Annotated in this window: 27 protein-coding genes and 6 tRNA genes; 7 read left to right on the forward strand and 26 right to left on the reverse strand. The window is 43.5% G+C overall.

Annotation, left to right across the window (positions count from 1 at the left end):
* Nucleotides 1-132: 132 nt before the first annotated feature.
* The 5 genes from BK026_RS02280 to miaB form a co-directional block, all read right to left on the reverse strand.
* Nucleotides 133-825: a hypothetical protein gene (locus BK026_RS02280; protein ID WP_071814361.1), complete on the reverse strand. Its 693-nt coding sequence runs from the start codon at nucleotides 823-825 to the stop codon at nucleotides 133-135.
* Between the two features lie 185 nt (nucleotides 826-1,010).
* Nucleotides 1,011-1,418: a 3-phosphoshikimate 1-carboxyvinyltransferase gene (locus tag BK026_RS02285; RefSeq protein WP_071814362.1), complete on the reverse strand. Its 408-nt coding sequence runs from the start codon at nucleotides 1,416-1,418 to the stop codon at nucleotides 1,011-1,013.
* A 41-nt stretch (nucleotides 1,419-1,459) separates the two neighbouring features.
* A complete protein-coding gene (ybeY, locus tag BK026_RS02290) occupies nucleotides 1,460-1,927 on the reverse strand; it encodes an rRNA maturation RNase YbeY (protein WP_071814363.1) in 468 nt (155 codons plus the stop codon).
* Nucleotides 1,927-3,012 carry a PhoH family protein gene (locus BK026_RS02295; RefSeq protein WP_071814364.1) on the reverse strand — a complete coding sequence of 362 codons (1,086 nt, stop codon included), beginning with the start codon at nucleotides 3,010-3,012 and terminating at the stop codon, nucleotides 1,927-1,929. Before BK026_RS02295 ends, ybeY begins: the two co-directional genes overlap by 1 nt.
* A gap of 29 nt (nucleotides 3,013-3,041) precedes the next feature.
* Nucleotides 3,042-4,475 carry a tRNA (N6-isopentenyl adenosine(37)-C2)-methylthiotransferase MiaB gene (gene miaB, locus BK026_RS02300; protein WP_071814365.1) on the reverse strand — a complete coding sequence of 478 codons (1,434 nt, stop codon included), beginning with the start codon at nucleotides 4,473-4,475 and terminating at the stop codon, nucleotides 3,042-3,044.
* Nucleotides 4,476-4,893: 418 nt separating this feature from the next.
* Between miaB and BK026_RS02305 the strand changes: the two genes are divergently transcribed.
* Together BK026_RS02305 and BK026_RS19600 are read left to right on the forward strand one after the other, a co-directional pair.
* Nucleotides 4,894-6,069 (forward strand): FAD-dependent monooxygenase, encoded by a 1,176-nt coding sequence (locus BK026_RS02305; protein WP_071814366.1) that lies wholly within the window; start codon nucleotides 4,894-4,896, stop codon nucleotides 6,067-6,069.
* Nucleotides 6,069-6,245, forward strand: coding sequence for a hypothetical protein (locus tag BK026_RS19600; RefSeq protein WP_177247870.1), 177 nt, complete (start codon nucleotides 6,069-6,071; stop codon nucleotides 6,243-6,245). The genes BK026_RS02305 and BK026_RS19600 overlap by 1 nt, the downstream gene beginning before the upstream one ends.
* A 34-nt stretch (nucleotides 6,246-6,279) precedes the next feature.
* Here the strand turns inward: BK026_RS19600 and BK026_RS02310 are convergent, their stop codons facing one another.
* Nucleotides 6,280-6,873: a TetR/AcrR family transcriptional regulator gene (locus BK026_RS02310; protein ID WP_071814367.1), complete on the reverse strand. Its 594-nt coding sequence runs from the start codon at nucleotides 6,871-6,873 to the stop codon at nucleotides 6,280-6,282.
* 151 nt (nucleotides 6,874-7,024) lie between these two features.
* Between BK026_RS02310 and BK026_RS02315 the strand changes: the two genes are divergently transcribed.
* Entirely contained in the window at nucleotides 7,025-7,582 is a 558-nt protein-coding gene (locus BK026_RS02315; protein ID WP_071817451.1) for a carboxymuconolactone decarboxylase family protein, read from the forward strand.
* A gap of 35 nt (nucleotides 7,583-7,617) precedes the next feature.
* On the opposite strand, the gene BK026_RS02320 is transcribed toward BK026_RS02315, so the two are convergent.
* The 3 genes from BK026_RS02320 to BK026_RS02330 are packed head-to-tail and all read right to left on the reverse strand — an operon-like array spanning nucleotide 7,618 to nucleotide 10,125.
* Entirely contained in the window at nucleotides 7,618-8,583 is a 966-nt protein-coding gene (locus BK026_RS02320) for a tetratricopeptide repeat protein (protein WP_071814368.1), read from the reverse strand.
* A 2-nt stretch (nucleotides 8,584-8,585) separates the two neighbouring features.
* Complete coding sequence (locus BK026_RS02325; protein WP_083574977.1) at nucleotides 8,586-9,296, reverse strand: phage tail protein; 711 nt, start codon at nucleotides 9,294-9,296, stop codon at nucleotides 8,586-8,588.
* A 4-nt stretch (nucleotides 9,297-9,300) separates the two neighbouring features.
* Nucleotides 9,301-10,125: a hypothetical protein gene (locus BK026_RS02330; protein ID WP_071814369.1), complete on the reverse strand. Its 825-nt coding sequence runs from the start codon at nucleotides 10,123-10,125 to the stop codon at nucleotides 9,301-9,303.
* A gap of 419 nt (nucleotides 10,126-10,544) precedes the next feature.
* Here BK026_RS02330 and BK026_RS02335 point away from each other — a divergent pair, with 419 nt between their 5' ends.
* The 4 genes from BK026_RS02335 to BK026_RS02345 all read left to right on the forward strand — a co-directional run bounded on the left by BK026_RS02335 (nucleotide 10,545) and on the right by BK026_RS02345 (nucleotide 13,345).
* Entirely contained in the window at nucleotides 10,545-11,318 is a 774-nt protein-coding gene (locus tag BK026_RS02335; protein ID WP_071814370.1) for a hypothetical protein, read from the forward strand.
* An 84-nt stretch (nucleotides 11,319-11,402) separates the two neighbouring features.
* Entirely contained in the window at nucleotides 11,403-11,576 is a 174-nt protein-coding gene (locus BK026_RS19605; protein ID WP_177247871.1) for a hypothetical protein, read from the forward strand.
* Nucleotides 11,577-12,049: 473 nt separating this feature from the next.
* The gene (locus BK026_RS02340) at nucleotides 12,050-12,670 is read left to right on the forward strand and encodes a flavin reductase family protein (RefSeq protein WP_071814371.1); all 621 of its coding nucleotides are present in this window, start codon (nucleotides 12,050-12,052) and stop codon (nucleotides 12,668-12,670) included.
* A gap of 18 nt (nucleotides 12,671-12,688) precedes the next feature.
* A complete protein-coding gene (locus tag BK026_RS02345; protein ID WP_071814372.1) occupies nucleotides 12,689-13,345 on the forward strand; it encodes a cupin domain-containing protein in 657 nt (218 codons plus the stop codon).
* Between the two features lie 151 nt (nucleotides 13,346-13,496).
* On the opposite strand, the gene BK026_RS02350 is transcribed toward BK026_RS02345, so the two are convergent.
* From BK026_RS02350 to lolB, 17 genes are all read right to left on the reverse strand, one after another.
* Entirely contained in the window at nucleotides 13,497-14,903 is a 1,407-nt protein-coding gene (locus tag BK026_RS02350) for a sodium:alanine symporter family protein (protein ID WP_071814373.1), read from the reverse strand.
* 317 nt (nucleotides 14,904-15,220) lie between these two features.
* Entirely contained in the window at nucleotides 15,221-15,958 is a 738-nt protein-coding gene (locus BK026_RS02355) for a choice-of-anchor E domain-containing protein (RefSeq protein ID WP_071814374.1), read from the reverse strand.
* Nucleotides 15,959-16,305: 347 nt separating this feature from the next.
* Nucleotides 16,306-16,381, reverse strand: a tRNA-Gln gene (locus tag BK026_RS02360).
* Nucleotides 16,382-16,385: 4 nt separating this feature from the next.
* Nucleotides 16,386-16,470: transfer RNA gene (locus tag BK026_RS02365), tRNA-Leu, on the reverse strand.
* A 34-nt stretch (nucleotides 16,471-16,504) separates the two neighbouring features.
* Nucleotides 16,505-16,580 (reverse strand) — tRNA-Gln (locus BK026_RS02370).
* 4 nt (nucleotides 16,581-16,584) lie between these two features.
* A tRNA-Leu gene (locus BK026_RS02375) sits at nucleotides 16,585-16,669 on the reverse strand.
* A 35-nt stretch (nucleotides 16,670-16,704) separates the two neighbouring features.
* Nucleotides 16,705-16,781, reverse strand: a tRNA-Met gene (locus BK026_RS02380).
* Nucleotides 16,782-16,952: 171 nt separating this feature from the next.
* Nucleotides 16,953-17,954, reverse strand: coding sequence for a peptidylprolyl isomerase (locus BK026_RS02385; protein ID WP_071817453.1), 1,002 nt, complete (start codon nucleotides 17,952-17,954; stop codon nucleotides 16,953-16,955).
* A gap of 123 nt (nucleotides 17,955-18,077) precedes the next feature.
* Nucleotides 18,078-19,169: a redox-regulated ATPase YchF gene (gene ychF, locus BK026_RS02390; protein ID WP_071814375.1), complete on the reverse strand. Its 1,092-nt coding sequence runs from the start codon at nucleotides 19,167-19,169 to the stop codon at nucleotides 18,078-18,080.
* 40 nt (nucleotides 19,170-19,209) lie between these two features.
* A complete protein-coding gene (pth, locus tag BK026_RS02395; protein ID WP_071814376.1) occupies nucleotides 19,210-19,791 on the reverse strand; it encodes an aminoacyl-tRNA hydrolase in 582 nt (193 codons plus the stop codon).
* A 5-nt stretch (nucleotides 19,792-19,796) separates the two neighbouring features.
* Nucleotides 19,797-20,429, reverse strand: a complete 633-nt coding sequence (locus BK026_RS02400) for a 50S ribosomal protein L25/general stress protein Ctc (protein WP_071814377.1) — start codon at nucleotides 20,427-20,429, stop codon at nucleotides 19,797-19,799.
* A gap of 216 nt (nucleotides 20,430-20,645) precedes the next feature.
* Entirely contained in the window at nucleotides 20,646-21,647 is a 1,002-nt protein-coding gene (locus tag BK026_RS02405; RefSeq protein WP_071814378.1) for an NAD(P)-dependent alcohol dehydrogenase, read from the reverse strand.
* Between the two features lie 19 nt (nucleotides 21,648-21,666).
* Complete coding sequence (locus tag BK026_RS02410) at nucleotides 21,667-22,110, reverse strand: hypothetical protein (protein WP_071814379.1); 444 nt, start codon at nucleotides 22,108-22,110, stop codon at nucleotides 21,667-21,669.
* A gap of 203 nt (nucleotides 22,111-22,313) precedes the next feature.
* Nucleotides 22,314-23,261 (reverse strand): ribose-phosphate pyrophosphokinase, encoded by a 948-nt coding sequence (locus BK026_RS02415; RefSeq protein WP_071814380.1) that lies wholly within the window; start codon nucleotides 23,259-23,261, stop codon nucleotides 22,314-22,316.
* A gap of 33 nt (nucleotides 23,262-23,294) precedes the next feature.
* Nucleotides 23,295-23,370 (reverse strand) — tRNA-Gln (locus tag BK026_RS02420).
* Between the two features lie 35 nt (nucleotides 23,371-23,405).
* Nucleotides 23,406-24,272, reverse strand: a complete 867-nt coding sequence (gene ispE / locus BK026_RS02425; RefSeq protein WP_071817454.1) for a 4-(cytidine 5'-diphospho)-2-C-methyl-D-erythritol kinase — start codon at nucleotides 24,270-24,272, stop codon at nucleotides 23,406-23,408.
* A complete protein-coding gene (lolB, locus tag BK026_RS02430) occupies nucleotides 24,272-24,898 on the reverse strand; it encodes a lipoprotein insertase outer membrane protein LolB (RefSeq protein WP_071814381.1) in 627 nt (208 codons plus the stop codon). Before lolB ends, ispE begins: the two co-directional genes overlap by 1 nt.
* Nucleotides 24,899-24,974: the final 76 nt, after the last annotated feature.

A 24,974-nucleotide genomic window follows, 5' to 3' on the forward strand; every position in this document is an offset into this window, starting at 1 on the left:
GGGGTGAACTGAAATTTTCAGTTTTTTATAACAGCAAGGACTACTGAACTGAGAGCATCGATACAAAAACAATGATATAGGAATTAAAAAACACCCCCTATTCAAGAGGGTGTTGAGATACTGCGTTAACTATTAAGAACGTCGTTTGCGAATCGCGAAAATCATCAGTGCAAGTGAAAAAAGACCTAACGTAGAGGGCGAGGCCACCTCAACGCTTTGTAATGTATCCACGCTGTTTAACGAAAATTGGAGAGATGTTAATGACATCCCAAGGTCGATATATTCACTGTTACCATTTTCGAAAGAAACGAAATAAGCACCACGAGCTGATCCACTGTTAAAAACAGAACTGACGTCTAGCGATGTGTAGCCACCGTCGCCTAGCAAATATACGAAGCCGTCACCTCTACCGGGTCGATCTCTCATGTTGTATTCAAAAAGCCAGTTGCCTGGTGAAGTAGATGAGAAACTGTCAGATGTAGGGTCATCTTTAAATATCAAATTTCCAAGAGAGTTTGATGAGTCACTAAGAGCAACATCAAATAAGACGTCGTCACCGTTATTTGTACCATCTAGCAAGCCGAAAAGAGCTGATTGCCCGTTGAATTGCGCCAAGAAAAAGACAAAGGAGTCTTCAACTTCCAGCCCTGTATCTGAAGCAAACCTAGAACCATTGTTATAATCATAAAAAGAACGAAAACTCTCATTGATGCTAATAGCTTCAACTTCTTGAGTGTTGTTCAAAATCATTGCTGCGTCTGCATTACTGATGCTTGAAGCAAGCATAAACGTTGCGAACAAGAGCTTTTTTATACTTATTGACATTAGATACCTCATTTATCTTTCAATCTTTCTTTGTTAAGCAAGTAGCGGGCCATAATTCAAAATACCTTAATTTACAACGGGTTACTCTCTCGCCTTCACAGCTTTAACTAATGAGTGTAAAAAATATTGACGTCTCTACTGATTGGTAACTATTCAGTGCCATTTTGAAACCGTATATAGAAGTATTACAACAATTCTTTAAACCAAGTCCAAAGCCCTAAGCTCCAGCCGTCAATCAAGTTTATCCCCAATGCTGACTTTATCAGATAAATAACAATTAGCCCTAGCAACACGGCAAAGGTTATAAAAGTAGCAACAATACTTGCCGTTAGAACACGCGCTACTTTCACTTCTTTTTCAGATAACGAGCGGCGGTTTCGTCCCGCGAGTATTACGTAATAATAACGCCATTTTAAGAACTTAACCGTGCCTCGTACATCCAATTTATGTTTACCCCATTCCCTTGCGCCAATTGCGTTTCTCAAATGTGAAAGCTGCTCTTCGTTAAATGAAGATGCCACTTTTTTTGGCATTTTTTCCAATAGGCGGGTGATAACGGGATCTTGGTGAATATCGTCTATTTTCGTGGCCATGCTTTACATCTTTGCGCATTTACATAGCTTTTAGCATAAAGTTATTGGTACGGATCGTCTATGCCTAATTGGGCTAAGATTTCGATTTCCTTGCTTTCCATTTCTTCTGCGTCTGCGTCTTCTATATGGTCGTAACCCATTAAATGAAGCAAGCCGTGAACCGTCATGTGAGCATAGTGGTCGACTACCGCTTTTTGTTGCTCCTTGGCTTCACGGCTTATCACGGGGGCACAAATTACCAAATCGCCAAGCAAGTTCATTTCTATACCTGGCGGAGCTTCGAATGGAAAAGAAAGTACGTTTGTGGGCTTTTCTTTACCACGGTATTCAAAATTAAGCGCTTGGCTTTCCACTTCATCAGTAAAGCGCACGGTAATTTCTTGTTCGCTCACCCCTTCGTAAGCTAAAACGACATTTGCCCAACGCTCAAGTTCTGAAGATGTTGGAATATCTGCTAAGATAACATCTTCACCTTCATAGGCCTGCTGGTAATCTATAATCGCCGTCACTACGCGTTTTCACCCTTATCTGTAGAAGTAGGCGTTTCATTTTGTTGCGCTGCTTGTTCACGCTGAAGGCGCAGTGCTTCTTCTTTGCGGGCTTTGCGCAGTCGCTCTTGTTCAGCGTCGTGCACTTCGTAGGCTCTTACAATACGAGCAACCACAGGGTGGCGAACCACGTCTTCGGCATTAAAGAAGTTGAAGGAAATGTCATCCACTTCGCTTAATACTTCGATGGCATGGCGTAGGCCTGATTTTGCGCCTCGAGGTAAATCTACTTGCGTAATGTCTCCGGTTATCACTGCTTTTGAATTAAAACCAATACGGGTTAAGAACATTTTCATTTGCTCTACCGTGGTGTTTTGGCTTTCATCCAAAATGATAAAGGCGTCGTTCAGCGTCCGACCACGCATATAAGCTAGCGGCGCAACTTCAATCACGTTGCGTTCCATTAGCTTTTCTACTTTTTCGAACCCCAGCATTTCAAACAGGGCGTCGTAAAGCGGGCGCAAATACGGGTCAACTTTTTGTGAAAGGTCGCCCGGTAAGAAACCGAGTTTTTCACCCGCTTCTACCGCAGGGCGGGTAAGCAATATACGACGAATTTCTTGTCGCTCAAGCGCATCTACAGCAGCGGCAACAGCAAGATAGGTTTTACCTGTTCCAGCAGGGCCAATTCCAAACGTAATATCGTGGTTAACAATGTTTGCCACATATTGCGCTTGGTTAGGGTTACGCGGCTTGATAACACCACGCTTGGTTTTGATATTTACTTCTTTGCCGTAGCCGCCGGTTGCGTCTTTTTCAATAACGCGGGCTTCTTGAATGGCAAGATGAACTTGTTCTGCTTCTAAATCAGGAATACGGCCCTTGATGGGCTGTGTTTCTATATAAAGAAGCTTAAGTAATTCGCTAGCACTTTTTATTTGCTGCGGTTCACCCAACACCTTGAATGCATTGTTGCGGTAGGTAATCTCTACGCCTAACCTGCGCTCAATTTGTTTAATGTTGTCATCAAAGGGGCCACATAAACTCGACAAACGTTTGCTATCTGCCGGTTCTAATTCAAATTCGTTACTAACCAATGTACTCAAGCTACTTTTTTCCTCGCTATATAATATGTTTAGGCTGGGTTAAATTGTCCCACGCCAAGCTCATCGGGCAAATCTGCCTGATGCTTTGCCATGATAGATTGGGGCGAAACGGCAACACGCAAGCCCATTTCACTTTCTCTGCGCACAACTTCGCCACGCAGTGAATTGGTAAATACGTCTGTGATGTTGACATCAACGAATTCGCCTATCATGTCAGGCGTACCCTCAAAGTTTACTACTCGGTTATTCTCAGTACGTCCTGAAAGCTCCATCGGGTTTTTCTTCGACGGGCCTTCAACCAAAATTCGCTGCTCTGTGCCAACCATGTGACGAGCAATACGAAGCGCTTGCTGTGTTATACGTTGCTGCAATAAATGAAGGCGCTGCTTCTTTGTTTCTTCGCTTACGTCATCTACGGCGTCTGCTGCCGGTGTACCCGGGCGAGCACTGTATATGAAGCTGAAGCTAAGGTCGTAATCTACTGCCTGAATCAAATCCATGGTGGCTTCAAAGTCAGCATCGGTTTCACCTGGGAAACCAATGATAAAGTCGCTAGACAAACTAATGTTCGGGCGAATTTTCTTTAGCTTGCGCATTTTAGATTTGTATTCGATCGCTGTATGGCCACGCTTCATTAGGTTCAGTATACGATCAGAGCCGCTCTGAACTGGCAAATGTAGGTGGTCTACTAATTCCGGAATAGACGCGTAAGCTTCTATAATGTCATCGGTAAATTCAACCGGGTGTGACGTGGTGTAACGAATACGGTCGATGCCATCGATGGCCGCTACTAATTCAAGCAGCTCAGAGAAACGGCAAATAGTACCGTCGTAATTTTCACCGCGGTATGCGTTAACGTTTTGACCTAGAAGGTTTACTTCACGCACGCCTTGACCTGCAAGCTGAGCAATCTCAAGCAATACGTCGTCAACAGGGCGGCTTACTTCTTCACCACGGGTGTAAGGCACCACACAGAATGTGCAGTATTTTGAACAGCCTTCCATGATTGAAACGAACGCCGTTGGACCTTCAGCACGTGGCTCAGGCAAACGGTCAAATTTTTCAATTTCCGGGAAGCTTACATCAATAACCGACTTCGCGCCGCCTTGAAGTTCGTTGATCATTTCAGGTAAGCGATGCAGCGTTTGAGGGCCAAATACCAAGTCTACGAACGGTGCACGCTGACGAATGGTATCGCCCTCTTGAGAGGCAACACAGCCGCCTACACCGATAATAAGTTCAGGTTTATCTTGCTTAAGTGTTTTCCAACGGCCCAGCTGGTGGAACACCTTTTCCTGTGCTTTTTCACGAATAGAGCACGTGTTAAGCAAGATAACATCGGCCTCTTCAGCACTTTGTGCAGCACTGTAGCCATGCGTTGAGTCTAGTAAGTCTGCCATTTTCTCCGAGTCATACTCGTTCATTTGGCAGCCCCAGGTTTTGATATACAGCTTTTTAGTCATAACAACTATTCGATAACCTGTTAGTGTTCTTGTAAGTGAATTAAACAACGTTGTTGGTACCAAAATAGCTAATTGCTTGGTTGTCTCAGGCGCAAAAAGCAGTGGTATCTGTCAGTTACAAGAAGATGTTCAAAATAGCCGCATATTTTACCTGTAATGCAAACATATTCCCAGTGTCTTGCGACGATTCATGGATATTTGATGAGGGGCGCACTATTTCTCGGTATGGCCGCTATGTATAGCGATCAGATATGGCCCAATGATAGGTTTTTGTTTATTCGCTGCATAAAAGCCGAACTTAATACACTGAAGACTATTTAATAAGCCGATACCGATCCCTTTTTGTACTTTGCTTCGTTTTACTTCACACACCAAGGTGTTTTAAGACATAATGCTTGCGTGTTACAAAGGAGAGTAAATGGTAGATTTTTGTATCAACGGTGGCGGCATGGTGGGCGCTGCACTCGCGCTTGGGCTTGCTCAGCAGCACTACAATATCGTGGTCATTGAACCACACTTACCTGAAGACTATCATTTAGACGATGGCCCAGATTTACGCGTTTCTGCTATTAGCGATACGTCGGTTAATCTTCTTCAAGCGCTCGGGGCATGGGACTTTATCAAAGCAATGCGCGTGAAACCATACACGGGTTTAAGCGTGTGGGACGACCCAGCTCACAGAACCGATTTCACTGCCTCAAGTATCGATATACCTCAACTGGGCTTTTTTGTTGAGAATCGTATATTACAGCTTGGCTGTCACGCGGCGTTAAAGCAGTATAGTAACGTTACGCTGGTTGCCGGAAAATCGGTATCAGATATTTCGCTTGACGATAGAGCAACCATTTCACTCTCTGATGGCTCGGTTATTCAGGCGCAGTGGTTGGTTGGGGCAGATGGAGCTAATTCACAAGTAAGAGCGGCCTCGGGTATAGGGTGTTCTGGATGGCAGTACGCGCAACAGGCAATGGGAATTACGGTTAAATTAAACAATCCCGTTGAGGCGATTACGTGGCAACAGTTTACGCCAACCGGCCCTGTGGCATTTTTGCCAATGTTTGACAACTACGCGTCTTTGGTTTGGTATAACTCCGCGCAAGAGTTGCAACGATTAAAGGGGTTGAACAATACCCAGCTCACTAATGAAATTCTTAAGGCTTTTCCAGCAGACCTTACAGCCAACAACAACCACTTTTCAGTAATTGATAAAGCCGTATTCCCCCTTACACGCTCTCACGCTCACCAGTACATCAAAGGACAATGTGTGCTGTTAGGCGATGCCGCGCATACTATAAATCCACTGGCGGGGCAGGGCGTTAACTTGGGCTTTAAAGATGTTGAAGCATTTTTAACGGCCACTGCTAAACGTCATCCCCTTTCATCTAACGCATTTGTGCAGGCGCTGGAAACTTCGTTTGAATCACCGAGAAGACGAGAAAATTTAATCATGATGACGGCAATGGATGGTTTTTATACCTTGTTTAGCAATGATATTGGCCCCATTAAATGGGTTAGAAACCAGCTGCTATCCGTTGCTCAAAGAATGCATGGGCCTAAGCGGGAAGTGCTGAAATATGCAATAGGATTACGTTAATGGAAGTACTTATTTTACTTGCTGTGTTATTTGGTGCGCTGGCAATTGTTGTCCCGCTGATAGAGCGCTCTAAAATGCGTATCAGTAACGAAGATGCTGCAAAGTGGTCGAAGTGGATTTGGCCACTAATGGGAATTTTGTTAGTGGCACAGCTGTTAAGAATGTTATTTTCTTGAACATAAAGCGATGAAGTGTGTCATTGCAACGTGATTAATGTACTTGCTCGGCTGGCCATCGTCCTTTCAAGTCTGATAACACCTTTTCTATCATCGCGTTAACTGTTTTAACGTCATCGTTCATAACTGCAAAGGCGCGCATGCCTACGAATTGATTCTGTAACCAGTCAGCGGCAAAGGCAACAGGGGTTGTTTGCGGTATTTCGCTCGCATCTATTGCCGCGTTTATTATATCTACAAAACACAATTTAAGCTTGTTCATGCTTTCAATTACCACCGCACTTGCAGCGTCGCCAATAACATCAAGCTCTGCAATTGATCTAACTAACAAACACTGTCGCATGTAACGTTGTTCATTGGGGCTAATTAAAGCATTCTGGAAAAAATCTTTTAGTGCCAACATAGGAGAGTCCGCTAAAGCAACACGCTTTAGTTTTGCCTCGCTATTAGCTGCGTAGTGCTCAATAACTTTTTTAAAAAGTCCTTCCTTGCTTTGGAATTTCGCATAGATACTTCCGGGACGCATATCTAGTGCTTGCTGTATGTCGCGCATACCTGCAGCTTGAAAGCCACGTTGCCAAAATAATGTGGTTGCTTTTTCAATAACGTCAGTTTCATTATATTTCATAACCGAATACCTTATGCGCGATTGCTTTGAACATATGTTCAATTATCGCTTGAACGATCGTTCAAGTAAACCTATTATTCTCCTGACTAATAAAGTTGAAGACAACGCTTGGCTTTTCTTCACACTTCGAATTCATTTACAGGAGAGTGATATGAGCGAATTTACATTACATACAAAAGATACTGCGCCAGAAGCTTCTAAAGCTTTGCTTGATAACTCACAGGCAGCATTTGGCATGATCCCGAATCTTCATGCAGTTATGGCAGAAGCGCCAACGCTTCTTGAGGGGTATCAGGTTTTACACAAGCTTGCACAAGAAACATCATTTAATGCCGAAGAGCTTACCGTGGTATGGCAGGCTGTAAACGTTGAGCATGCTTGCCATTATTGTGTACCAGCACACACAGGTATTGCGAAAAGCATGAAGGTTAGCGATGACCTTATAGAGCAACTACGCAATGATGAAACGCTGAGCGATGCTAAGTTAAATACTCTAAAGAACACTGTCCTTGCGGTTACACGTGGACGAGGAAACGTGGATAAAAGTACGCTTAATGCATTTTACGAGGCAGGGTACGAGCATAAGCAGTTGCTTGAAATTATTTTGATTTTAGCGCAGAAAGTAATGAGTAACTACACAAACCATTTGGCGGATACGCCAGTTGACGAACCGTTCAAAAAGTTTGATTGGAAACCAGCGAAAGGCTAAGTATATTGTTGTTACAGTCGCTTATAACGTCGTGATTAACTTTGTTTACCTAGATTGCCAAGGGCTAAAAAGTCCTTGGCTTTTTTATCAAATTCAGTAGACCAAGCTGACGGAATAGCCGTTTTAACGTCGTTTAATATCGCTTCAGCAGGTGCTTTACTCTTGTTACCGGAGGCATAAGCGACGGTTGCCCACAGGTACGCCTTCGATATCAACGTCTCATGATGGTTTGGGTAGCGCGAACTAAGTTCGTAATATAAAAGTGCAGTTGGCAGATATGCTGGTTCAAAATGTTGACTTGCTGCCGTCTCATACCAATAAGCCGCTGTGGCAATATCTTTACTTATCGTTAACCCTCGATCATAAAATTGTGCCAAATACCATGCCGCTTCTGGTTGATTCATTGGGTCTGACAATGAAAGAAGGTTGTAAGCCGCGGTATAATCTTTGGCTAACAGCGTGCCATGAAAATACCACTTAGCCAAAACAAGTGATGCATTGGTATTTCCCGAATTGGAGGACTGTATAAGAAGCGCCACCGCATCTTTCTTGTCTTGCGGCGAGCCGTGTATTTGGATTTTAGCTATCTCAATTGAAGCGCTCAAAATACCCAAGCCTAAGGCTTTATTAAACGCGTTTAACGCACTGCTCAAATCAGGAGTTTTCCACGTTGCATCTTGGTAGCACTCACCTAATTTAAAAGCTGCCATAGGAACATCAAGCTGTGCAGACTTTAAGTACCACTGGCAGGATGAAGCACGACTAACAGGCACACCCCAACCGTAGTCGTTGATTAACCCCAAAGTAAATTGGGCTAGGCCATTGCCTCGTGTTGCCGCGTCAGTAAAAGCGATAATTGCTTTGTCAAACTGTTCGTTTTGCAAATATTGCTGTGCTTGTGACAATTCCCCATTCCAGTCTGTCTGCGTATTATCTGCTAAAACCGGCATTGGAAATAGCCACAAGCTCAGTGTAACGGCTGCAATTTGGCAGAATTGCATGGTTAACTTCTTGATGGGAATATTCCGTTTAGTACGATAACCTGGTACATACCAATGTACGGGTCTCGGATATTAACTGGCTGTCCTGTCCCAACAGATTGCTCGTTCACAGTAACATTGTGAGAAGATTCAACGTCAAGATTTAAAACAATACTATCAGCCGACATATCAACATTGGGAATGGCGTTGCTAAACTGCTCGCTTCTTCGTGGTGCATTAGACAGCACCGCACCAGTTGGATCGGTAGTGGTTGAGCGTGCGGCTAAAGCTTTTAATATTGCACTGCTGCCACTTGTGTCATTCGTTGTGCTAATTTGAACTTGAACACCGTGATTATGTGCAGGCATATTAAACGTTTGCAAAACAACGGTCTCGGCACCGCCTTTTTGCCCCCAACGAATGTCTTGCAATCCAGGCCCTCTGCCAACACCTACAATGCTCCTTCCTCTTGTGTCAGGTAATGCAAACGTCGTCCTGCCGTCGCCGCCATAAGTTGTGCCGAGTAATGAAAAAAGCGCTGTATATTGCGCAATGGGTAAAAGTTGCCCTTGAGTTAATGCAGTGCCGCGCGGCGCAAAGTTAAATCCTACGGTACATACCTCACCAATGTATGCATCGCTACCACATGCAAAGGTTTTGCTTGGAATAAAAGCGGTAATCAGCGCTGTTAACAGTGCAGTGTTTATTAAAGGTTTGTTGAGCTTGAAAGACATAGTGTTACCTTTTGCGTTTTAGTTGCATTTTAAAAAGTACTGTTAACAGCCCAATACACAGCACTATGAAAGTGTTTGGTGCGTTTACCGGCGAAGGGTCTTGAAGTTTTTCAGCGCTGTTTAAACCTATAGATAATATCGCCGTCCCAGCGGCAAAATCTCCGTCGACATAAGCGCCTAAAGACGTTGTAATTTGACTTTCAAGGAAAAGAGACTGACCTGGGGTAATAAGTACGTTAATGCTAACACCACCGCGCTCATTCATTGGCCCACCAAAATCAAGGAGATCTTGGTCGTTTCTGTAATTACCAAATGTAGTGTCAGACGAAATATCTAAAAACCACAGGTCAGTCAAATCGTTAATAAAATCCATTTCAATATCCGAATATGCATCATCACCTCCTGCTTCAAGCGCGACGCTATAAGCGATATTAAAAGTAAGTAAATAAGTATCAATAAGCGACGTGTTCTTTATGTCGAAGAAGGCATCAAAACCAAAGCCGGGTAGAATCGATTCATCAACTTGGCTGTCATTACTTACTTGCGTTCTAGAATCAATGGAAAATCCATCGTTCAAGTCTGTCAACACGGAAGAAACTCCGCTTGAGGGTGTACTTTGCGTACCGTCAACACTGAAACCATCGAATACGCCACCAACAATTACACCAGCACTGGCGATTTGTGTGCCGTTACCCTCAATTTCTCCACCCGGGCTATCGTCGAAATTAACTGAGACTACTACGTCGAGGTCTGAGGGTATAAGGGCAGCATTTGCGCCCACACCCCATAGAAGTAGAAGTGCTAACGCGAGTTTGGCTTTAGTTCCCATGGTATTATCCCTAATAGCAGTTGTGTGTTTTTTGGCCTGTATATTTATTAAGCATCTTATAAGCCACTATTTAAAATTGCTTAAGGTTCGGCAGCTTACGAAAGGAACATCTTTTTTTACGGCAAATGTAAACAGAATGTGTAAAAAATGTTGACGGCATAGAGTGCGAGATTGTGGCTAATAACATTACTGCGATTTGTTGAAATTAGAAGTGTCAGGTTTTTTAACACTGAATCGCGTGGCTATTGTGTTAAATTGTTAACGCTATGAAATGAATGCGTTTTTTACAGCGGCCTGTATTTTGCTTACAGAATTTTACTGACTACTTATTCAATGAATGTTGATAGATGTAGTAAAAGGTATGCTGCAGACACTTGCATGTGCTTCGCCCCCTTATTATTAAATTTAACGGAAATATCATGAAAAACGTTAAGATTTTCTTTTTCTTTTTGCTCTTATGCTCATCGTGCAAAACCCATGCGGGTTTAATAAATATAGAAATTGTGAATAAAGGAGGTTTGTCAGCATCACAAGCAAGTTTATACGACTCTGCCGTAAACTTTTGGGAGTCTTTTCTTATTGGCACGCAAGAAGATATCGACGTAAATTTACAAATTATTGCCCAAGGTTTATCCATTGACGGCGTGGGAAATATTTTAGGGCAGGCTGGCCCGCGTCAGGGGATATTTCATTCAAACGGTGTATACGTAACTTTAGGTGTCATGGAGTTTGATACTGCAGATTTAAACGCTTATGAACAGGCGGGTTTGCTTTTCGATATTATTGTGCATGAAATGGGGCATGTTATAGGGTTTGGAACGATATGGTCGTTCTTTAACGGCTTGTATGAAGATGGTACAGGGGAGTATAACGGGAAATATGCGCTGGAAGCTTATCGTGAAGAATTTGATGCTAGTGCCACCTTTGTACCGGTTGATATCGTCAGTGGGCCAGGGACAAGAGACGGCCACTGGGCTGAAGACTGGGCAGGCCCACAAAGTGACTTACTTACTGGGTTCTTAGAGGGGCCGACAACAATTAGTAACACTACATTGGCCTCTTTCGCCGACATCGGCTACGTAGTTCAACTTCCTAACGGTAAAATTATAGGGCGGGTAAATGCCCCCACTATGCTAAGTATGTTCATTTTATTTTCCTTTTTTGCTATTCGTCGGCGTAAACTCAAACTGTAAGTGGCGCCCTTTGGTCATTGAAATGTATATACATCTGTAATACATTCGCTATACGGACCGTGTTGTTATGCCAGTAGGCAGTGTATGTCTGATAAGAGAAGTAAAAAGAAGAAAAAGAATAGTCAAATGATTATTCGGATTAACGACGAAGAGCGCGCCCAATTTATAGACTTGTGTGAAACGCTTGATACGTCGGCCGCCCGAGAAGTAAGGCGCTTTATCAGAGAGTTCATTGAAAAGCATGAAAGTGCGCAGTAAGCGGTTTCATTAAAGCGCTCCATAAACAATAAGGATTAAAGAATGTCTAAGAAAAAAGAGCTTAAAAAAGAAATCAAAGTAACAAAAGCTAAAATTTCAAAGCAAGAAGGGAAGTTAAAAAAATTGAAGAAGAAGCTTAAAAAAGCCTAAGTATTCTTGTTCAAATAAAGCCTTGGTTAGTTCACTTATTCTGCCAAGGCTTTTTTGTTTTAAATACTTCTTCAACAAGCTAAATCTTCGCCTTACGTTGAAAACTTAACTTCGTTCGTCTAAACAGTTTACCGATATGATTTACTGTGCTTTCGAAGCGTCTTGTCGCTATAGCCTATTGTGGAAATTTAGGTGAGCTGCCAATTTTCACTCTTATTTTTTCAACCACCTTCGCATAACCTTTCTCTTCAAACCTTGAAAAACGCTAAATGAGTGTTCATATCGTATAGATCTTATTTCGCGATTTATAATAAGGAATAATTTTGGCACACACGCACTTTTATAAGCCTAGTGAAGGCCATGGTTTGGCGCACGACCCTTTTAATGCGATTATTGCACCACGCCCAATAGGTTGGATATCAACACAGTCAAAAGCTGGCGTACTCAATCTTGCGCCTTACAGTTTTTTCAACGCATTAAACTATACGCCACCTATTATTGGTTTCTCTGTAGTGGGTAGTAAAAAAGATTCGTTAATTAATGTGCAGGAAACAGGAGAGTTCTGTTGGAATCTTGTGTCGGAAGACTTGGTCAATGCTATGAATACGACCAGTAAACCTCTAGCGCCGGATGAGAGTGAGTTTGAAGATGCTGGCCTTCAAACGGTAGAAAGTGAAGTGGTACAAGTCCCGCGTGTAAAATCCAGCAAAGTGAGTATGGAGTGTAAACTTACACAAATAGTACAGCTTAGGTCAGCGTCCGGCGAAGACGTAAACAGTTGGTTTATTATGGGGGAAGTAGTAGGCGTACACATTGATAAATCACTTATCGAGAATGGCGTGTACAACACGTTGAAGAGCGCACCTGTTACTCGTGGTGGAGGGCGTGGCGATTACTACACGATATCTCAAGATAATTTTTTCGAACTACTAAGGCCTGAATAGGGGGGGCAGGAAATCATAATGTTGAATATGAATTTTGATGAGCGCTTATCTATTCATACGCAAACCCTTGACTGGCAAGCCTCGCCATCATCAACGGTATGGCGTAAGCCATTAGAGCGTGAAGCAAAGGAGTCAGGCCATACAACCAGCGTAGTGAAGTATGAGGCGGGGGCAAGCTTCAAACAGCATAGGCATCCATACGGTGAAGAAATATTCGTCCTTGAGGGGGTATTTTCCGACGAGCACGGCGACTATCCGGCGGGTACTTATTTACGCAACCCACCAGGCAGCAAGCACAGCCCATTTAGTAAAGAAGGCTGCGTGATCCTAGTTAAGTTAAACCAGTTTGATAAGCATGACTTAAGTGAAGTGCGTGTAAACACCAAAACAGCACAATGGCTTCAAGGTCAGGGCGGTTTACAAGTAATGCCGTTACACAACTTTGAACATGAACATGTCGCGTTGGTCAAATGGCCTGTTGGTGAAGTATTTAAGCCTCACAAACATTTTGGTGGTGAAGAGATTTTCGTACTCTCTGGGACATTTAAAGATGAACATGGTGAATATCCGAAAGGTACATGGATAAGAAGCCCGCACATGAGCCAACATCATCCTTATGTCGATGAAGAAACTGTTATTTGGGTGAAAACAGGGCACCTACCGGTGGCGCTTTAGATTACTATAAGTTGTTATAGCAGCACTATTGTGTGGTTTTTGTTTAAATAGCTAACTTTTAAGGTTTATCACCAGAAACCAAAAACCAAAAACCAAAAAGGCTAACAACGGTTAGCCTTTCATAATAAAAATTAACGGAAACTTTGTGATCTTAATCCCACACACCGTCTTCAGATTTGCCTTGTATTTCACAGTCGCCTGCTTTGTACTCGACACTTTGGCCACTGTCTTTTTTCTTAAAGTAATCTTTACTTATAGACACGATGGTAGGTGTCATCCATACAATAGCGATGATATTGATTACCGTCATTAAACCTAAAGCCATATCGGCCATTGCCCAAACCTGAGGAAGGGCTGCCTGAGCTCCCCAGTAAATCATGCCAAGATAACCGACGGTGTAAACGGCACGGCCGACTTTATTATCTAGCTTAAACATATGTAGGTTACTTTCGCCATATGCGTAGTTGGCAACCACAGACGTGAACGCAAACAGGCTAATTGCTGCTGCCACGAAGTCAGTGCCGCCTTCGCCTAAGTGACTGCTCATTGCATCTTGTGTTAAACGGATCCCTTCCATTTGCTCCGAGCTAGAACCACCAGCAAGTAAAATAATAAACGCAGTAGACGTACACAGCACTAACGTATCTAAAAATACGCCTAGCATCTGAATATAGCCTTGTGATACGGGGTGGTTAGGATTTGGTACTGCACTCGCTGCTGCATGTGGAACTGAACCGCTGCCAGCTTCGTTAGAATACAGGCCGCGTTGTATGCCGTTTTTAATGGCCGCACCTAATGCGCCTGCTCCGGCTTCCTGTAGCCCAAATGCTGATTTTATAATGTCTAGCAGCATGGCGGGAAGCTCTGAAATATTTATAAACGTGATAGCCAATGCCACAAGCACGTAACCTATGCCCATAAACGGCACCACAAACTCAGCAAATCGAGCAATGCCTCTAAGCCCGCCCACAACTATTAACGCTGCTAATGCTATGATGGCTAGGCCTACATATTCACTTGGAAAAGCGTAAGCATTATTTAACGCATCGGTAATTGTGTTCGCTTGAACTGCGCTAAATACAAAGCCATACCCAAAGAATAAACACAAGGAAAATGCCACAGCAAGCCATGTTTTATTAAGGCCCTGTTTAATGTAATAAGCGGGGCCGCCACGAAACTCACCGTTTTCGTCACGCACTTTGTATAGCTGACCTAATACACTTTCTGCAAAGCCTGTAGCCATACCTAAAAGTGCTATCATCCACATCCAAAAAATAGCACCAGAGCCACCTAGCGATATCGCCACTGCCACACCGGCCAAATTGCCTGTACCTACGCGTGCAGAAAGGCTAGTACACAAAGCTTGGAATGAGCTAATGCCGTCTTTGGTTGATTTGTTGCTACCTTTAAGTAGCGTAAACATGTGGCCAAAGTGTCTTAGCTGAACGCCGCCAAGTCTAACGGTAAACCAAATACCGCATGCAAGTAGCATAATGATAAGTACCTGGCCATCTCCCCACAGAATGTTGTTAACTAATGAAACGAATTCGTTTATCACGCACTTTCCTTCGTTATTGTTTTAATTGTTACTCGGCGTTTGAAAATGACCTGAACCTAAATTTTGAGGTGCCAGAACACACGCTTTGGTAAATGCATAACAAATGTTTGCTAAACCGCAGAATAAGCCGAGATAAATAGATAAAACCCCAATACTAGCACGACAGCCAAATTATTTGGCAGTGAAAACTCACATAACGAAAACGATTTACGCATGTTCACTATAAAGTAAGGGGATAGTAAAGCCGTGCCATCTTAAACGTAAAAAGCCGCATGATGCGGCTTTTAAATTCAATTAACTTTTTTTGTTGTAGCAAATTAGCTTTTCTTTGAACGGGCTCTAAAACCTGCAAAAGCTAGCGACAACCCAAAAAGTGCAAGAGTTGCGGGGGTGTTTACATTGACAGGGGTGTTGTCATAAACGTAGTTGATATCGATTGACGCAGCAGAACGAACAGAGTTCGACGTATCGATATCACCGCCAAAGTTACTTGTGCCGCCACCCGAAAGGGCAAACACGTTCAGGTCAATTTGGCCTGCACCAACAAATAAACTTAGTAAGCTGCTGTCTGTTAGCGTAACAGACTCTGTTGCTGTAATTGGGTTTGGTGCGGTTTCTACTGTTGCGCCAGAGGTGCCATTAAAGTCATTCGCGCCATCGAATACGTCAAGTGAAATTAAGCCCGTTTCAAATTCTGGCAGAACGTTAACTAAGCTTATACCACCAATGGTGAAAAGCTCTAAAAACGAAGACACAGAACCTCTTACTCTTGATGTTGCATTTTGGCTTTTGTTTTCAAAACCCAACGTGCCTTCCATAAATCCGTTTAGTGAAATATTAACACTGACAAGACTTCCTAGGCGCTCATCGAACTTGTCAACAGACAGCGTATAGTCGAAGTTAGGGTTAAGGTAATCTGCACTGGTAAGAACATTGTCGTTATTAACATCATTGAATGCAGATTGTGTTGGAGTGCTTATAAGCGCTGCATTAGCGTTAGCTGCAAACGCTAGCGTAAGTATCATCGCTGACAGCTTTAGCGATTTTTTAAACATCTTATGATCCTTAAACTAATTACTTCTTATTATATCGGTTTAACAACAAAATCATTGTATTGCCTCTTGTTTAGCAAAATTGATGCCTGTTTTTATATTTATGATTTTATTGGTTTTTTTGCTGTTGTTTGGAAGGTGTGTAAATTATTCTGACACCAAAGTGGTTAGTGTCATCCCTAACGGGGAGTGTCGATGTACAACCCATGCTAAGCAATCAAATGCAGCGTGGAGCAAAAAGGAAAACACGACAGGAGCGTTGAATAAAAAACAAGGTGCTGTGTTGGTGCTAGTTGAATACGCGGGGACAAATGAAAAAGCCGCTCAGAAGAGCGGCTTTTTCAGAAAATTGGCTGGGGTAACAGGACTCGAACCTATGAATGGCGGGATCAAAACCCGCTGCCTTACCAACTTGGCTATACCCCAATATTGGTGCGGAAGGAGAGACTTGAACTCTCACGCCGTGAAGCACTGGAACCTAAATCCAGCGTGTCTACCAATTCCACCACTTCCGCGTAGACGCTAGCTATAAAGTCATTCAAAAAAGAATGGCTGGGGTAACAGGACTCGAACCTATGAATGGCGGGATCAAAACCCGCTGCCTTACCAACTTGGCTATACCCCAATATTGGTGCGGAAGGAGAGACTTGAACTCTCACGCCGTGAAGCACTGGAACCTAAATCCAGCGTGTCTACCAATTCCACCACTTCCGCGCAGCTAGACTTTCCTAAAAGAGATAATTGAGAATTGGTGGCTACGGCGAGATTCGAACTTGCGACCCCATCATTATGAGTGATGTGCTCTAACCAACTGAGCTACGTAGCCTTACTATTCTCTTCCCTCTCAGGAAGTGGCGCGTATTATGCGTATATGACTGGCAACCGTCAACCCCTTTTTTACTAACTTTTTTTAAATGCTCATTATGTGCGCGCATTAGGATGAAATACGCACAAAAAGCCGTGAAATTGAACAACTTGCACGAAATAAGTTAGCTATTTACCACGCTTTGGTACTGGTTTTTGTTTGGTAATAACATACGTCAATAGGGCGCGGACCATACGTATTGTCATGAAAAAACGGGTTATCTAAGTTTCTTCCTGTGTTTGCCCGTTTTTTATATTCTTCATGATGCGGTGTTTGCAGAAAATAAGGTGTAGCGTTGTTTGCATGCACAAAAGCCTGCTTAATTTTGCTTTCTTGCGTTATATCATCTAACACACCACCTCTGTCCATATTTCCTCGCGGCAATTTTTGAAGTACATCCATGCCTTCGACTACACGACCAACGACCGACATATTTCTGTCTAAGTGACGTGGCGCTTGCCCAATCACAATATAAAACTCCGTACTGGCCGTATCTTTCTCGCTATTGCGAGCAAAAGCCACAACGCCTGGGCAGTGAAGCCCCCACATTTCTTTACGGCTTTGATCAATGCCTACTGGAAAGCCATCTAAAAAGCCGGTGTTAGGCGCAAACATGTCCTTGTTCTCAACTACGTTCACATTGCTGTTAAGTGGTTGGGTAAATTCGGCGTTAATTGGCTTAAGCAGTGCCGGAGGAAATTGTGAGGCGTCGTGACTATCGTTGCTGCCTGCCTGTGCCACAAATCCGTCTACCACACGATAAAACGCTTGTTCGTTATAAAAGCCTGCGTCTATTAAACTTTTAAACCTGGCCACATGTTTCGGCGCAAGGGTAGGGTGGAGCGCAATAATCACATCACCATACGCTGTCTTAAACGTCACTGTATTACCCTGAGGTACTTGATGCCACCTAGCGGTATTACTCGCCATTACTGGCTCTTTTTCAATAGCATCATTATTGATTTGCGAATTCACTGGGTTAGCTTGAAGTTCACTGGCAAAAGCAAAATTGGCAAGGCTTAAAAAGCACAACGTTTTAATTGAGGTTCTTAATAGTGAAAGTCGTCTGGCTCGCTGTGATTTGCCCAACGTAAAAGTAAAAGGGTGCGACAAGGTAAACTGATTTAAAGTCATTGCAAAGGCCATTAATTTTTTACTAGTTATATCAGGCCTATGTGCGCTTCACAATTGTTCATATGAAACAAAAAAGCCACCTTGCGGTGGCTTTAGTAAACAGTGCTAATTTCTACATCGAAATTACACGTTAAAACGGAAGTGAATAACGTCACCGTCTTTAACAATGTAGTCTTTACCTTCTAAACGCCATTTACCTGCATCTTTTGCACCTTGTTCGCCATTAAACTCAACGTAGTGGTCGTAGCTTACGATTTCAGCGCGAATAAAGCCTTTTTCAAAGTCGGTATGAATTTTACCTGCCGCTTGGGGAGCAGTTGAACCTTCAGGGAACGTCCATGCACGTACTTCTTTTACACCTGCGGTAAAGTAAGTTTGCAGTGTAAGTAGGCTGTAGCCAGCGCGGATAACACGGTTAAGCCCCGGCTCTTCTAAGCCCATGTCTTGCATGAATTCTTCGCGTTCGTCATCTTCAAGCTCGGCAATGTCAGCTTCAATAGCGGCACATACTGCAACCACGGTTGCATTTTCGCCAGCTGCAATTTCACGTACTTGATCTAGATATGGGTTATTTTCAAAACCGTCTTCGTTAACATTCGCTACATACATGGTCGGCTTAAGCGTAAGCATGTTCATGTAGCTAATGGCAGCAAGCTCTTCTTTTGAAAGCTCAAGTGAACGAAGTAGTAAACCTTCATCTAAATGCGGTTTAATTTTTTCAAGTACTTTCATTTCGTACTTGGCATCGGCGTCACCACCTTTAGCACGTTTCGCTACGCGATGAAGGGCTTTTTCAGTGGTTTCAAGGTCTGCAAGTGCAAGCTCAGTGTTAATAACATCAATGTCATCTTTAGGGCTAACGCGACCGGCAACATGCACAATGTTTTCGTCGTCGAAGCAGCGAACAACGTGACCGATGGCGTCAGTTTCACGGATATTTGCTAAGAATTTGTTGCCAAGGCCTTCACCTTTTGATGCGCCCTCAACCAAACCTGCTATATCTACAAATTCCATCGTCGTTGGAATTACACGCTGAGGGTTAACAATCTCAGCTAGCTTGTCCAAACGAAGATCTGGTACAGGTACAACACCAGTGTTTGGCTCGATAGTACAGAAGGGGAAGTTCGCCGCTTCAATACCTGCTTTAGTTAATGCATTAAAAAGTGTTGATTTACCTACGTTTGGTAGGCCAACAATACCGCATTTGAAACCCATGGTATGGATCCTTGTCTGGAAAAGTATTCACTGATGTAGGTTACGCTTTATGCGAGTGTAACCTGTTTTGCGCTTGCTTTAAGTCTTCTTTTAGCAGAATTTCTGTACAGCGAACCGCCTCATCGATGGCGCTTTCAATAGCTGCTTTTTCATCTGCTGGTGGCTTACCAAGCACGTGGCCAGTAACACGGCTTTTATGCCCTGGGTGACCTATGCCTATACGCAAACGCAAAAAATTCTTATTGTTACCCATTTTCGCCACAATATCACGCACGCCATTTTGACTAGAGCTGCCGCCTACTTTGTATTTTGCTACACCAGGGGGTAAATCTAACTCGTCAAACGCTACTAATATTTGTTCTGGTTCTATGCGGTAAAAGTTAGCCAGTGCTGCTACGGCCTGTCCACTTTTATTCATAAATGTAGTGGGGTAGAGCAAACGGATATCTTTGCCTGCAATCGTGATGCGAGCAGTTTTACCGAAGAATTTGGTTTCTGGTTTTAGCGGGGCGTTATAGGTGTCGGCAAGTTGGTTTAGGAACCATTCACCGGCATTGTGTCGGGTATTGTCATATTCGGGGCCTGGATTACCCAGACCCACGATAAGGCGGATATCAGCCAAGAGGATTATTCCTCAGAAGCTGCTTCTTCGCCGTCTTCTTCTGCATCAGCCGCTTTAGGCGCAGGCTTAACAGTTACAACCGCTAGGTCGTGAGCTTCGTCGTTCTTCGCAAGTTCTACAGAAGCAACGCCAGCTGGAAGCGTAAGGTCAGAAAGGTGAAGAGTTTGACCCATTTCAACCGCTGCCATGTCTACTTCGATGAACTCAGGAAGGTTCTTAGGTAGACAAGTTACTTCGATTTCAGTTACGTGGTGCTCAGCAATACCGCCAGCTTTAACCGCAGCAGACTTCTCTTCGTTTACGAAGTGAAGTGGAACGTTAGTGTGTACGTCTTGACCAGCAATAACACGTTGGAAGTCAATGTGCATGATTTTTGGCTTGTACGGGTGACGTTGCATGTCTTTAACCAGTACTTCAACTGCTTTACCGTCAACGTTCAAAGTAAGAACGTGAGAGTAGAACGCTTCAAAATCAGCAGCGTTGTTAACTTTGTTGTGGTCTAGCGTGATAGAAACTGGCGCTTCTTCACCACCGTAGATGATACCAGGAAGCTTTTCTTCGCGACGTAGGCGGCGGCTCGCACCTTTCCCTAGGTCTGTACGAACAGAAGCGTCTAGGTTAAAAATTGCTTCAGACATTGTCTGTCTCCAATATATAAGTCGAGTGATGTGAGTTTTTGCGACCAAAACTCACTGTAAATTGATGTTTAATGCGTACTTACATGACTTGTAAAGTACAACTAAACAACACCCCAAAATTTAAGGGCGGCGAATTCTAACACCACCTGCTAAAACATACAATTGAAACGCGCACAGAATTTATAGTTACGCTTATACTTGCGATGAAGTGGTTTATTATTTCGTCAGCACGATCCTGTAATGGGCTTTTCCTTTCCTTAATCGCGCAATTGCGTCATTCACGTCATCGAACTTGAACGTTTCGGTCACCGGTTCAATATTGTGTTGTGCTGCGAAATCTAGCATGGTTTTAATGGTTGCGGGGCTTCCCACTGGCGAACCCGACACACTTTTCTGACCACCAATTAAATTAAACGCACCAATATCAAGCGGTTCAAGGGTGGCGCCTACAAAGTGAAGTCGGCCTTTCGGTGCCAATGTAGATAGGTACAAATTCCAGTCTAGCTTTACATTTACGGTAGAAATAATTAAGTCAAACCGACTGCGCGCTTTTTTAATCTCGTTTTCATCGCGGCTGTTAATTGTATCTGATGCACCTAGCTGTAGTGCTTCCTTCTTTTTAGATTCGCTTGAGGTGAAAGCGACCACTTTGCATCCCCATGCATTTAAAAACTGCAAAGCGAGATGGCCTAAACCGCCAATACCCACTACACCCACTTCGCTGGTTGGGCTAATGCCAAACTGGACAAGAGGGTTGAATACAGTAATGCCGCCGCAAAACAAAGGGCCTGCTTTTGCACTGTCGATAGAATCGGGTAGGGGGATAACTGCACGGGCCTGGGCGCGCACTTTATCTGCGAATCCGCCGTGACGACCACCGATGGTCATCGTGGCGTCAGCACATAGATTATGATCACCTTCTTCGCAGGTTCTACAGCTATTGCAATAACCTGAATGCCAGCCTAAACCTACACGCTGGCCCACTTTGAGTGAAGTGACATGCTCACCTATTTGACTAATAGTACCAATAACTTCGTGGCCCGGTACAAATGGGTACTGGGTCATGCCCCATTCGTTGTCCAACATACTTAGATCGCTATGACAAATGCCGCAGCTTTCCACGTCTATCTCGACATCATGCGAGCTTAGTTTACCGGGGTCATACTGAAATTTTTCCAGCTTTCCACCCACTTTCATGGCGGCGTAGGCATTAATCATAACGGTATCCTCTTAAACGTTACTTATCATTTATGAGTTTGCTAGTGTCGAGTATTTTCACTTCCGTCACGTGAAGCACTGTGCCAAATTGTGTGAATGTCATCGCGTTGGGGTCTTTAATACCTTTTATTTCGGCTATTAACCCATTTTTTTTATATTCATCCCCTAAGTTGTAAAGCGTAAATCTCTCGCCCTGTTCGCTAATAAAGGCGTAAAAGCCGCCTTCTAATTCTTTGAAGATGATAGTGCCTTTTAGTGTCGTACTTTGTTGAGCTTTATCTTCTAGTTCGGCTTGTGATGTTGGCTCTGCCTTTAACGCTTTCGGGGCCTTTTCTATAGGCTGAGTAACCGTGACTTTCTTTTCACCCATGTCGGCGTTCTCCTGCAGTTCGTCTTGTGAGCACGCAGTAATACAAAATAATGTGGTAATACCAATGCTTAGATATGTTTTTAGATAGCGCATAATGAACCTATAGAGTAAAAAAACTGTTAAGAAGCTTTACGTTATATGTAACTTTTTGAAAAGGGAAGTGATATGTGATTTAAGCGGGAAGAAAGTAGGGGGTTATAATACCAGAGTAAAAACAGTATCTTTTAGGGGGAGATACGACAACGCCAAACACAAAATATGCATTTGGCGTTGTTATTCAGCAAATTGTGTTGCTTTTAATATTCAAACATTGCTGATATAGACTCTTCGTTACTAATGCGACGAATAGTTTCTGCAAGCATTTCAGATAAGGTAAGTTGTTTAACTTTACCCATCTTTTTCATTTCACTGCTTAACGGGATTGAATCAGTAACAATAATTTCGTCGATTACTGATTCTTTCAAGTTGGATACAGCGTTCCCAGAGAAAATAGCGTGAGTCGCATAAGCATAAACGCGACGTGCGCCATGTGCTTTAAGCGCTTCAGCAGCTTTCGCCAGAGTACCGCCTGTATCAATCATATCGTCTACAATAATGCAGTCTCTATCTTTAACATCACCAATGATATTCATTACCTGAGCCACGTTCGCCTTTGGGCGACGCTTATCGATAATAGCAAGATCGGTATCGTTAAGTAGTTTAGCAGTAGCACGTGCACGTACAACACCACCGATATCAGGAGAAACGACTACAGGATCGGCAAAGTCACGTCTTACCATATCGGCAAGCAAAATTGGTGTACCGAATGCGTTATCCACCGGAACATCAAAGAAACCTTGAATTTGTTCGGCGTGTAGGTCGATAGTAAGAACGCGGTCAACACCTACGTTAGACAGGAAATCAGCCACTACTTTCGCAGTAATTGGCACCCGGGCTGAACGTACACGACGGTCTTGGCGTGCATAACCAAAGTATGGAATTACGGCTGTGATACGACCAGCTGATGCGCGACGTAGAGCGTCGATCATCACGATAAGTTCCATAAGATTATCATTCGTTGGGGCACACGTAGATTGGATAATAAAAACGTCCGAGCCACGGACGTTTTCATGAATTTCTACGCTGATTTCACCGTCACTGAAACGGCCTACTTTGGCATTTCCAAGTTTGGTGTAGAGGCGATCGGCAACTTTCTGGGCAAGTTCTGGTACGGCATTACCTGCAAAGAGCTTCATATCTGGCACAAGTGGTTCCTCAGTGCGTTGATAAAAGAGGTTTGGCTGGGGTAGCAGGACTCGAACCTACGAATGGCGGGATCAAAACCCGCTGCCTTACCAACTTGGCTATACCCCAATATTTTTTAGTAATTGTCCGATGTGGCGTACACGCTATTTTTGTTGTTCTAATTTATCTAATAGTGGTGAGCGGTTCACACCTTTTGCGACGAAACTCTGCCAAGTTTTAGGCATTTGAGCCCTAACTTGTTCGGCTAAAGTGTAGTCAGAAAAAGTGGCAAACACACATGCACCTGTGCCCGTCATTCGCGACGGTGCGTAGTGTAACAACCACTGTAATAATTTTGCAACTTCGGGATAGCAATTCGCGACTAATTGCTGACAATCATTCCAAGTTTTTTCAAATTTGTAGTCTTCCCAGCGTATTGCGGGTGTATTTCTGGGCAAATCGGGAGAAGTAAATACTTCAGCTGTACTGACATGAACATTGGGATTGGCTACTAGAAAATACTGTTCTTTTTGAGGGGCTGGCGTGATGTCCTCTCCCACGCCGCCTGCGAAAGCCGTTAATCCTCGCACGAATATAGGTACATCTGCACCTAATGCTAGTCCTAAGTCGGCTAATTCGTCTTCGCCTAGCCCTGTACTCCATAAGTGGTTCAATGCTACCAGCGTCGTCGCTGCATTCGACGACCCCCCACCAATACCGCCGCCCATGGGAAGTCGCTTATCAATTGAAATAATGACGCCTTTATTACATTGTGTTTTTGTTGCCAGCAGTCGCGCTGCCTTTACTATTAAATTGTCATCGTCTGGTACGCCATCCAGTGGTGTTTCCATGCGAATGGTTGTGTCGTCTGTGCTTACATTAAAGGCGAGTGCATCGCCATAGTCGAGCATTTGAAATAAGCTTTGAAGCTGGTGATAACCATTGTCATATCGGCCGAGTATATGTAGAAAAAGGTTTAATTTAGCGGGCGAAGGCCACCAATCTTTTTGTTTAGAAACAGATGTGTTCACTACAAAGTCCACTGATAAATTTTAATTTTAAGCTGTGTTTTGGGCATATCTGGTATTTCTTTCTGGGTAAGCGTTATGCTGTGAGGCAGCCATACAGAAGTTCCATCATCTAGCTCAACACTACCGTAGTTGCCGTAAGCTACCTGCCAATTGCGGCAACCTTGGCAGTAACTTTCAAGGGTATCAACCAACCCTTTCTCGGTTAACGTGAATTTATCCCCCTTTAACGGTAAGCCTTTTACCCAAGAAAGAAGTGAATCTACGGGAATGATCATGCCCGTAATTTGATAAATAAGTGGTTCAGGTAGAGCGTCAACATAGGTTTCACCATCAGCCTTTAAAATCGACTGGTGCTGACTTACATCAAGATTAACTAAGCTTACCCCTAAAAAATTTGTTAATCGAAAATCAAAATCGCCGGAATCGTTTTTCCAGACTAAATTAAGGCTTGCCGCATCTTTTCCCTGACGGAATGCAATTTTTCCGCGCATTTCCCACTGCTGTACTTGGGCCACCTTCTCGAGTTGAACCGTGAGATTTACCGCATTTTCTGGGCCTTTGGGGGCGGTTGTACATGCACTCAACACAAAGCAATAAATTAACACTAAGAAAATAAAGCGAATCATTTAGGTACGTTACCCGTATAAAAAACAACGCATTTAGTCATAACATTATGGGAACACAGTTTCACCAACACTTTCA

It is taken from the genome of Alteromonas sp. V450, from assembly GCF_001885075.1.
Lineage (GTDB): Bacteria > Pseudomonadota > Gammaproteobacteria > Enterobacterales > Alteromonadaceae > Alteromonas.

Bases quoted from the DNA above. Each gene is read 5' to 3' on its own strand.
- BK026_RS02280 (WP_071814361.1), bottom strand. From the start codon at position 825: ATGTCAATAAGTATAAAAAAGCTCTTGTTCGCAACGTTTATGCTTGCT.
- BK026_RS02285 (WP_071814362.1), bottom strand. From the start codon at position 1,418: ATGGCCACGAAAATAGACGATATTCACCAAGATCCCGTTATCACCCGC.
- miaB (WP_071814365.1), bottom strand. From the start codon at position 4,475: ATGACTAAAAAGCTGTATATCAAAACCTGGGGCTGCCAAATGAACGAG.
- BK026_RS02305 (WP_071814366.1), top strand. From the start codon at position 4,894: ATGGTAGATTTTTGTATCAACGGTGGCGGCATGGTGGGCGCTGCACTC.
- BK026_RS19600 (WP_177247870.1), top strand. From the start codon at position 6,069: ATGGAAGTACTTATTTTACTTGCTGTGTTATTTGGTGCGCTGGCAATT.
- BK026_RS02310 (WP_071814367.1), bottom strand. From the start codon at position 6,873: ATGAAATATAATGAAACTGACGTTATTGAAAAAGCAACCACATTATTT.
- BK026_RS02315 (WP_071817451.1), top strand. From the start codon at position 7,025: ATGAGCGAATTTACATTACATACAAAAGATACTGCGCCAGAAGCTTCT.
- BK026_RS02320 (WP_071814368.1), bottom strand. From the start codon at position 8,583: ATGCAATTCTGCCAAATTGCAGCCGTTACACTGAGCTTGTGGCTATTT.
- BK026_RS02325 (WP_083574977.1), bottom strand. From the start codon at position 9,296: ATGTCTTTCAAGCTCAACAAACCTTTAATAAACACTGCACTGTTAACA.
- BK026_RS02330 (WP_071814369.1), bottom strand. From the start codon at position 10,125: ATGGGAACTAAAGCCAAACTCGCGTTAGCACTTCTACTTCTATGGGGT.
- BK026_RS02335 (WP_071814370.1), top strand. From the start codon at position 10,545: ATGAAAAACGTTAAGATTTTCTTTTTCTTTTTGCTCTTATGCTCATCG.
- BK026_RS19605 (WP_177247871.1), top strand. From the start codon at position 11,403: ATGTCTGATAAGAGAAGTAAAAAGAAGAAAAAGAATAGTCAAATGATT.
- BK026_RS02345 (WP_071814372.1), top strand. From the start codon at position 12,689: ATGTTGAATATGAATTTTGATGAGCGCTTATCTATTCATACGCAAACC.
- BK026_RS02355 (WP_071814374.1), bottom strand. From the start codon at position 15,958: ATGTTTAAAAAATCGCTAAAGCTGTCAGCGATGATACTTACGCTAGCG.
- BK026_RS02385 (WP_071817453.1), bottom strand. From the start codon at position 17,954: ATGACTTTAAATCAGTTTACCTTGTCGCACCCTTTTACTTTTACGTTG.
- ychF (WP_071814375.1), bottom strand. From the start codon at position 19,169: ATGGGTTTCAAATGCGGTATTGTTGGCCTACCAAACGTAGGTAAATCA.
- BK026_RS02400 (WP_071814377.1), bottom strand. From the start codon at position 20,429: ATGTCTGAAGCAATTTTTAACCTAGACGCTTCTGTTCGTACAGACCTA.
- BK026_RS02405 (WP_071814378.1), bottom strand. From the start codon at position 21,647: ATGATTAATGCCTACGCCGCCATGAAAGTGGGTGGAAAGCTGGAAAAA.
- BK026_RS02410 (WP_071814379.1), bottom strand. From the start codon at position 22,110: ATGCGCTATCTAAAAACATATCTAAGCATTGGTATTACCACATTATTT.
- lolB (WP_071814381.1), bottom strand. From the start codon at position 24,898: ATGATTCGCTTTATTTTCTTAGTGTTAATTTATTGCTTTGTGTTGAGT.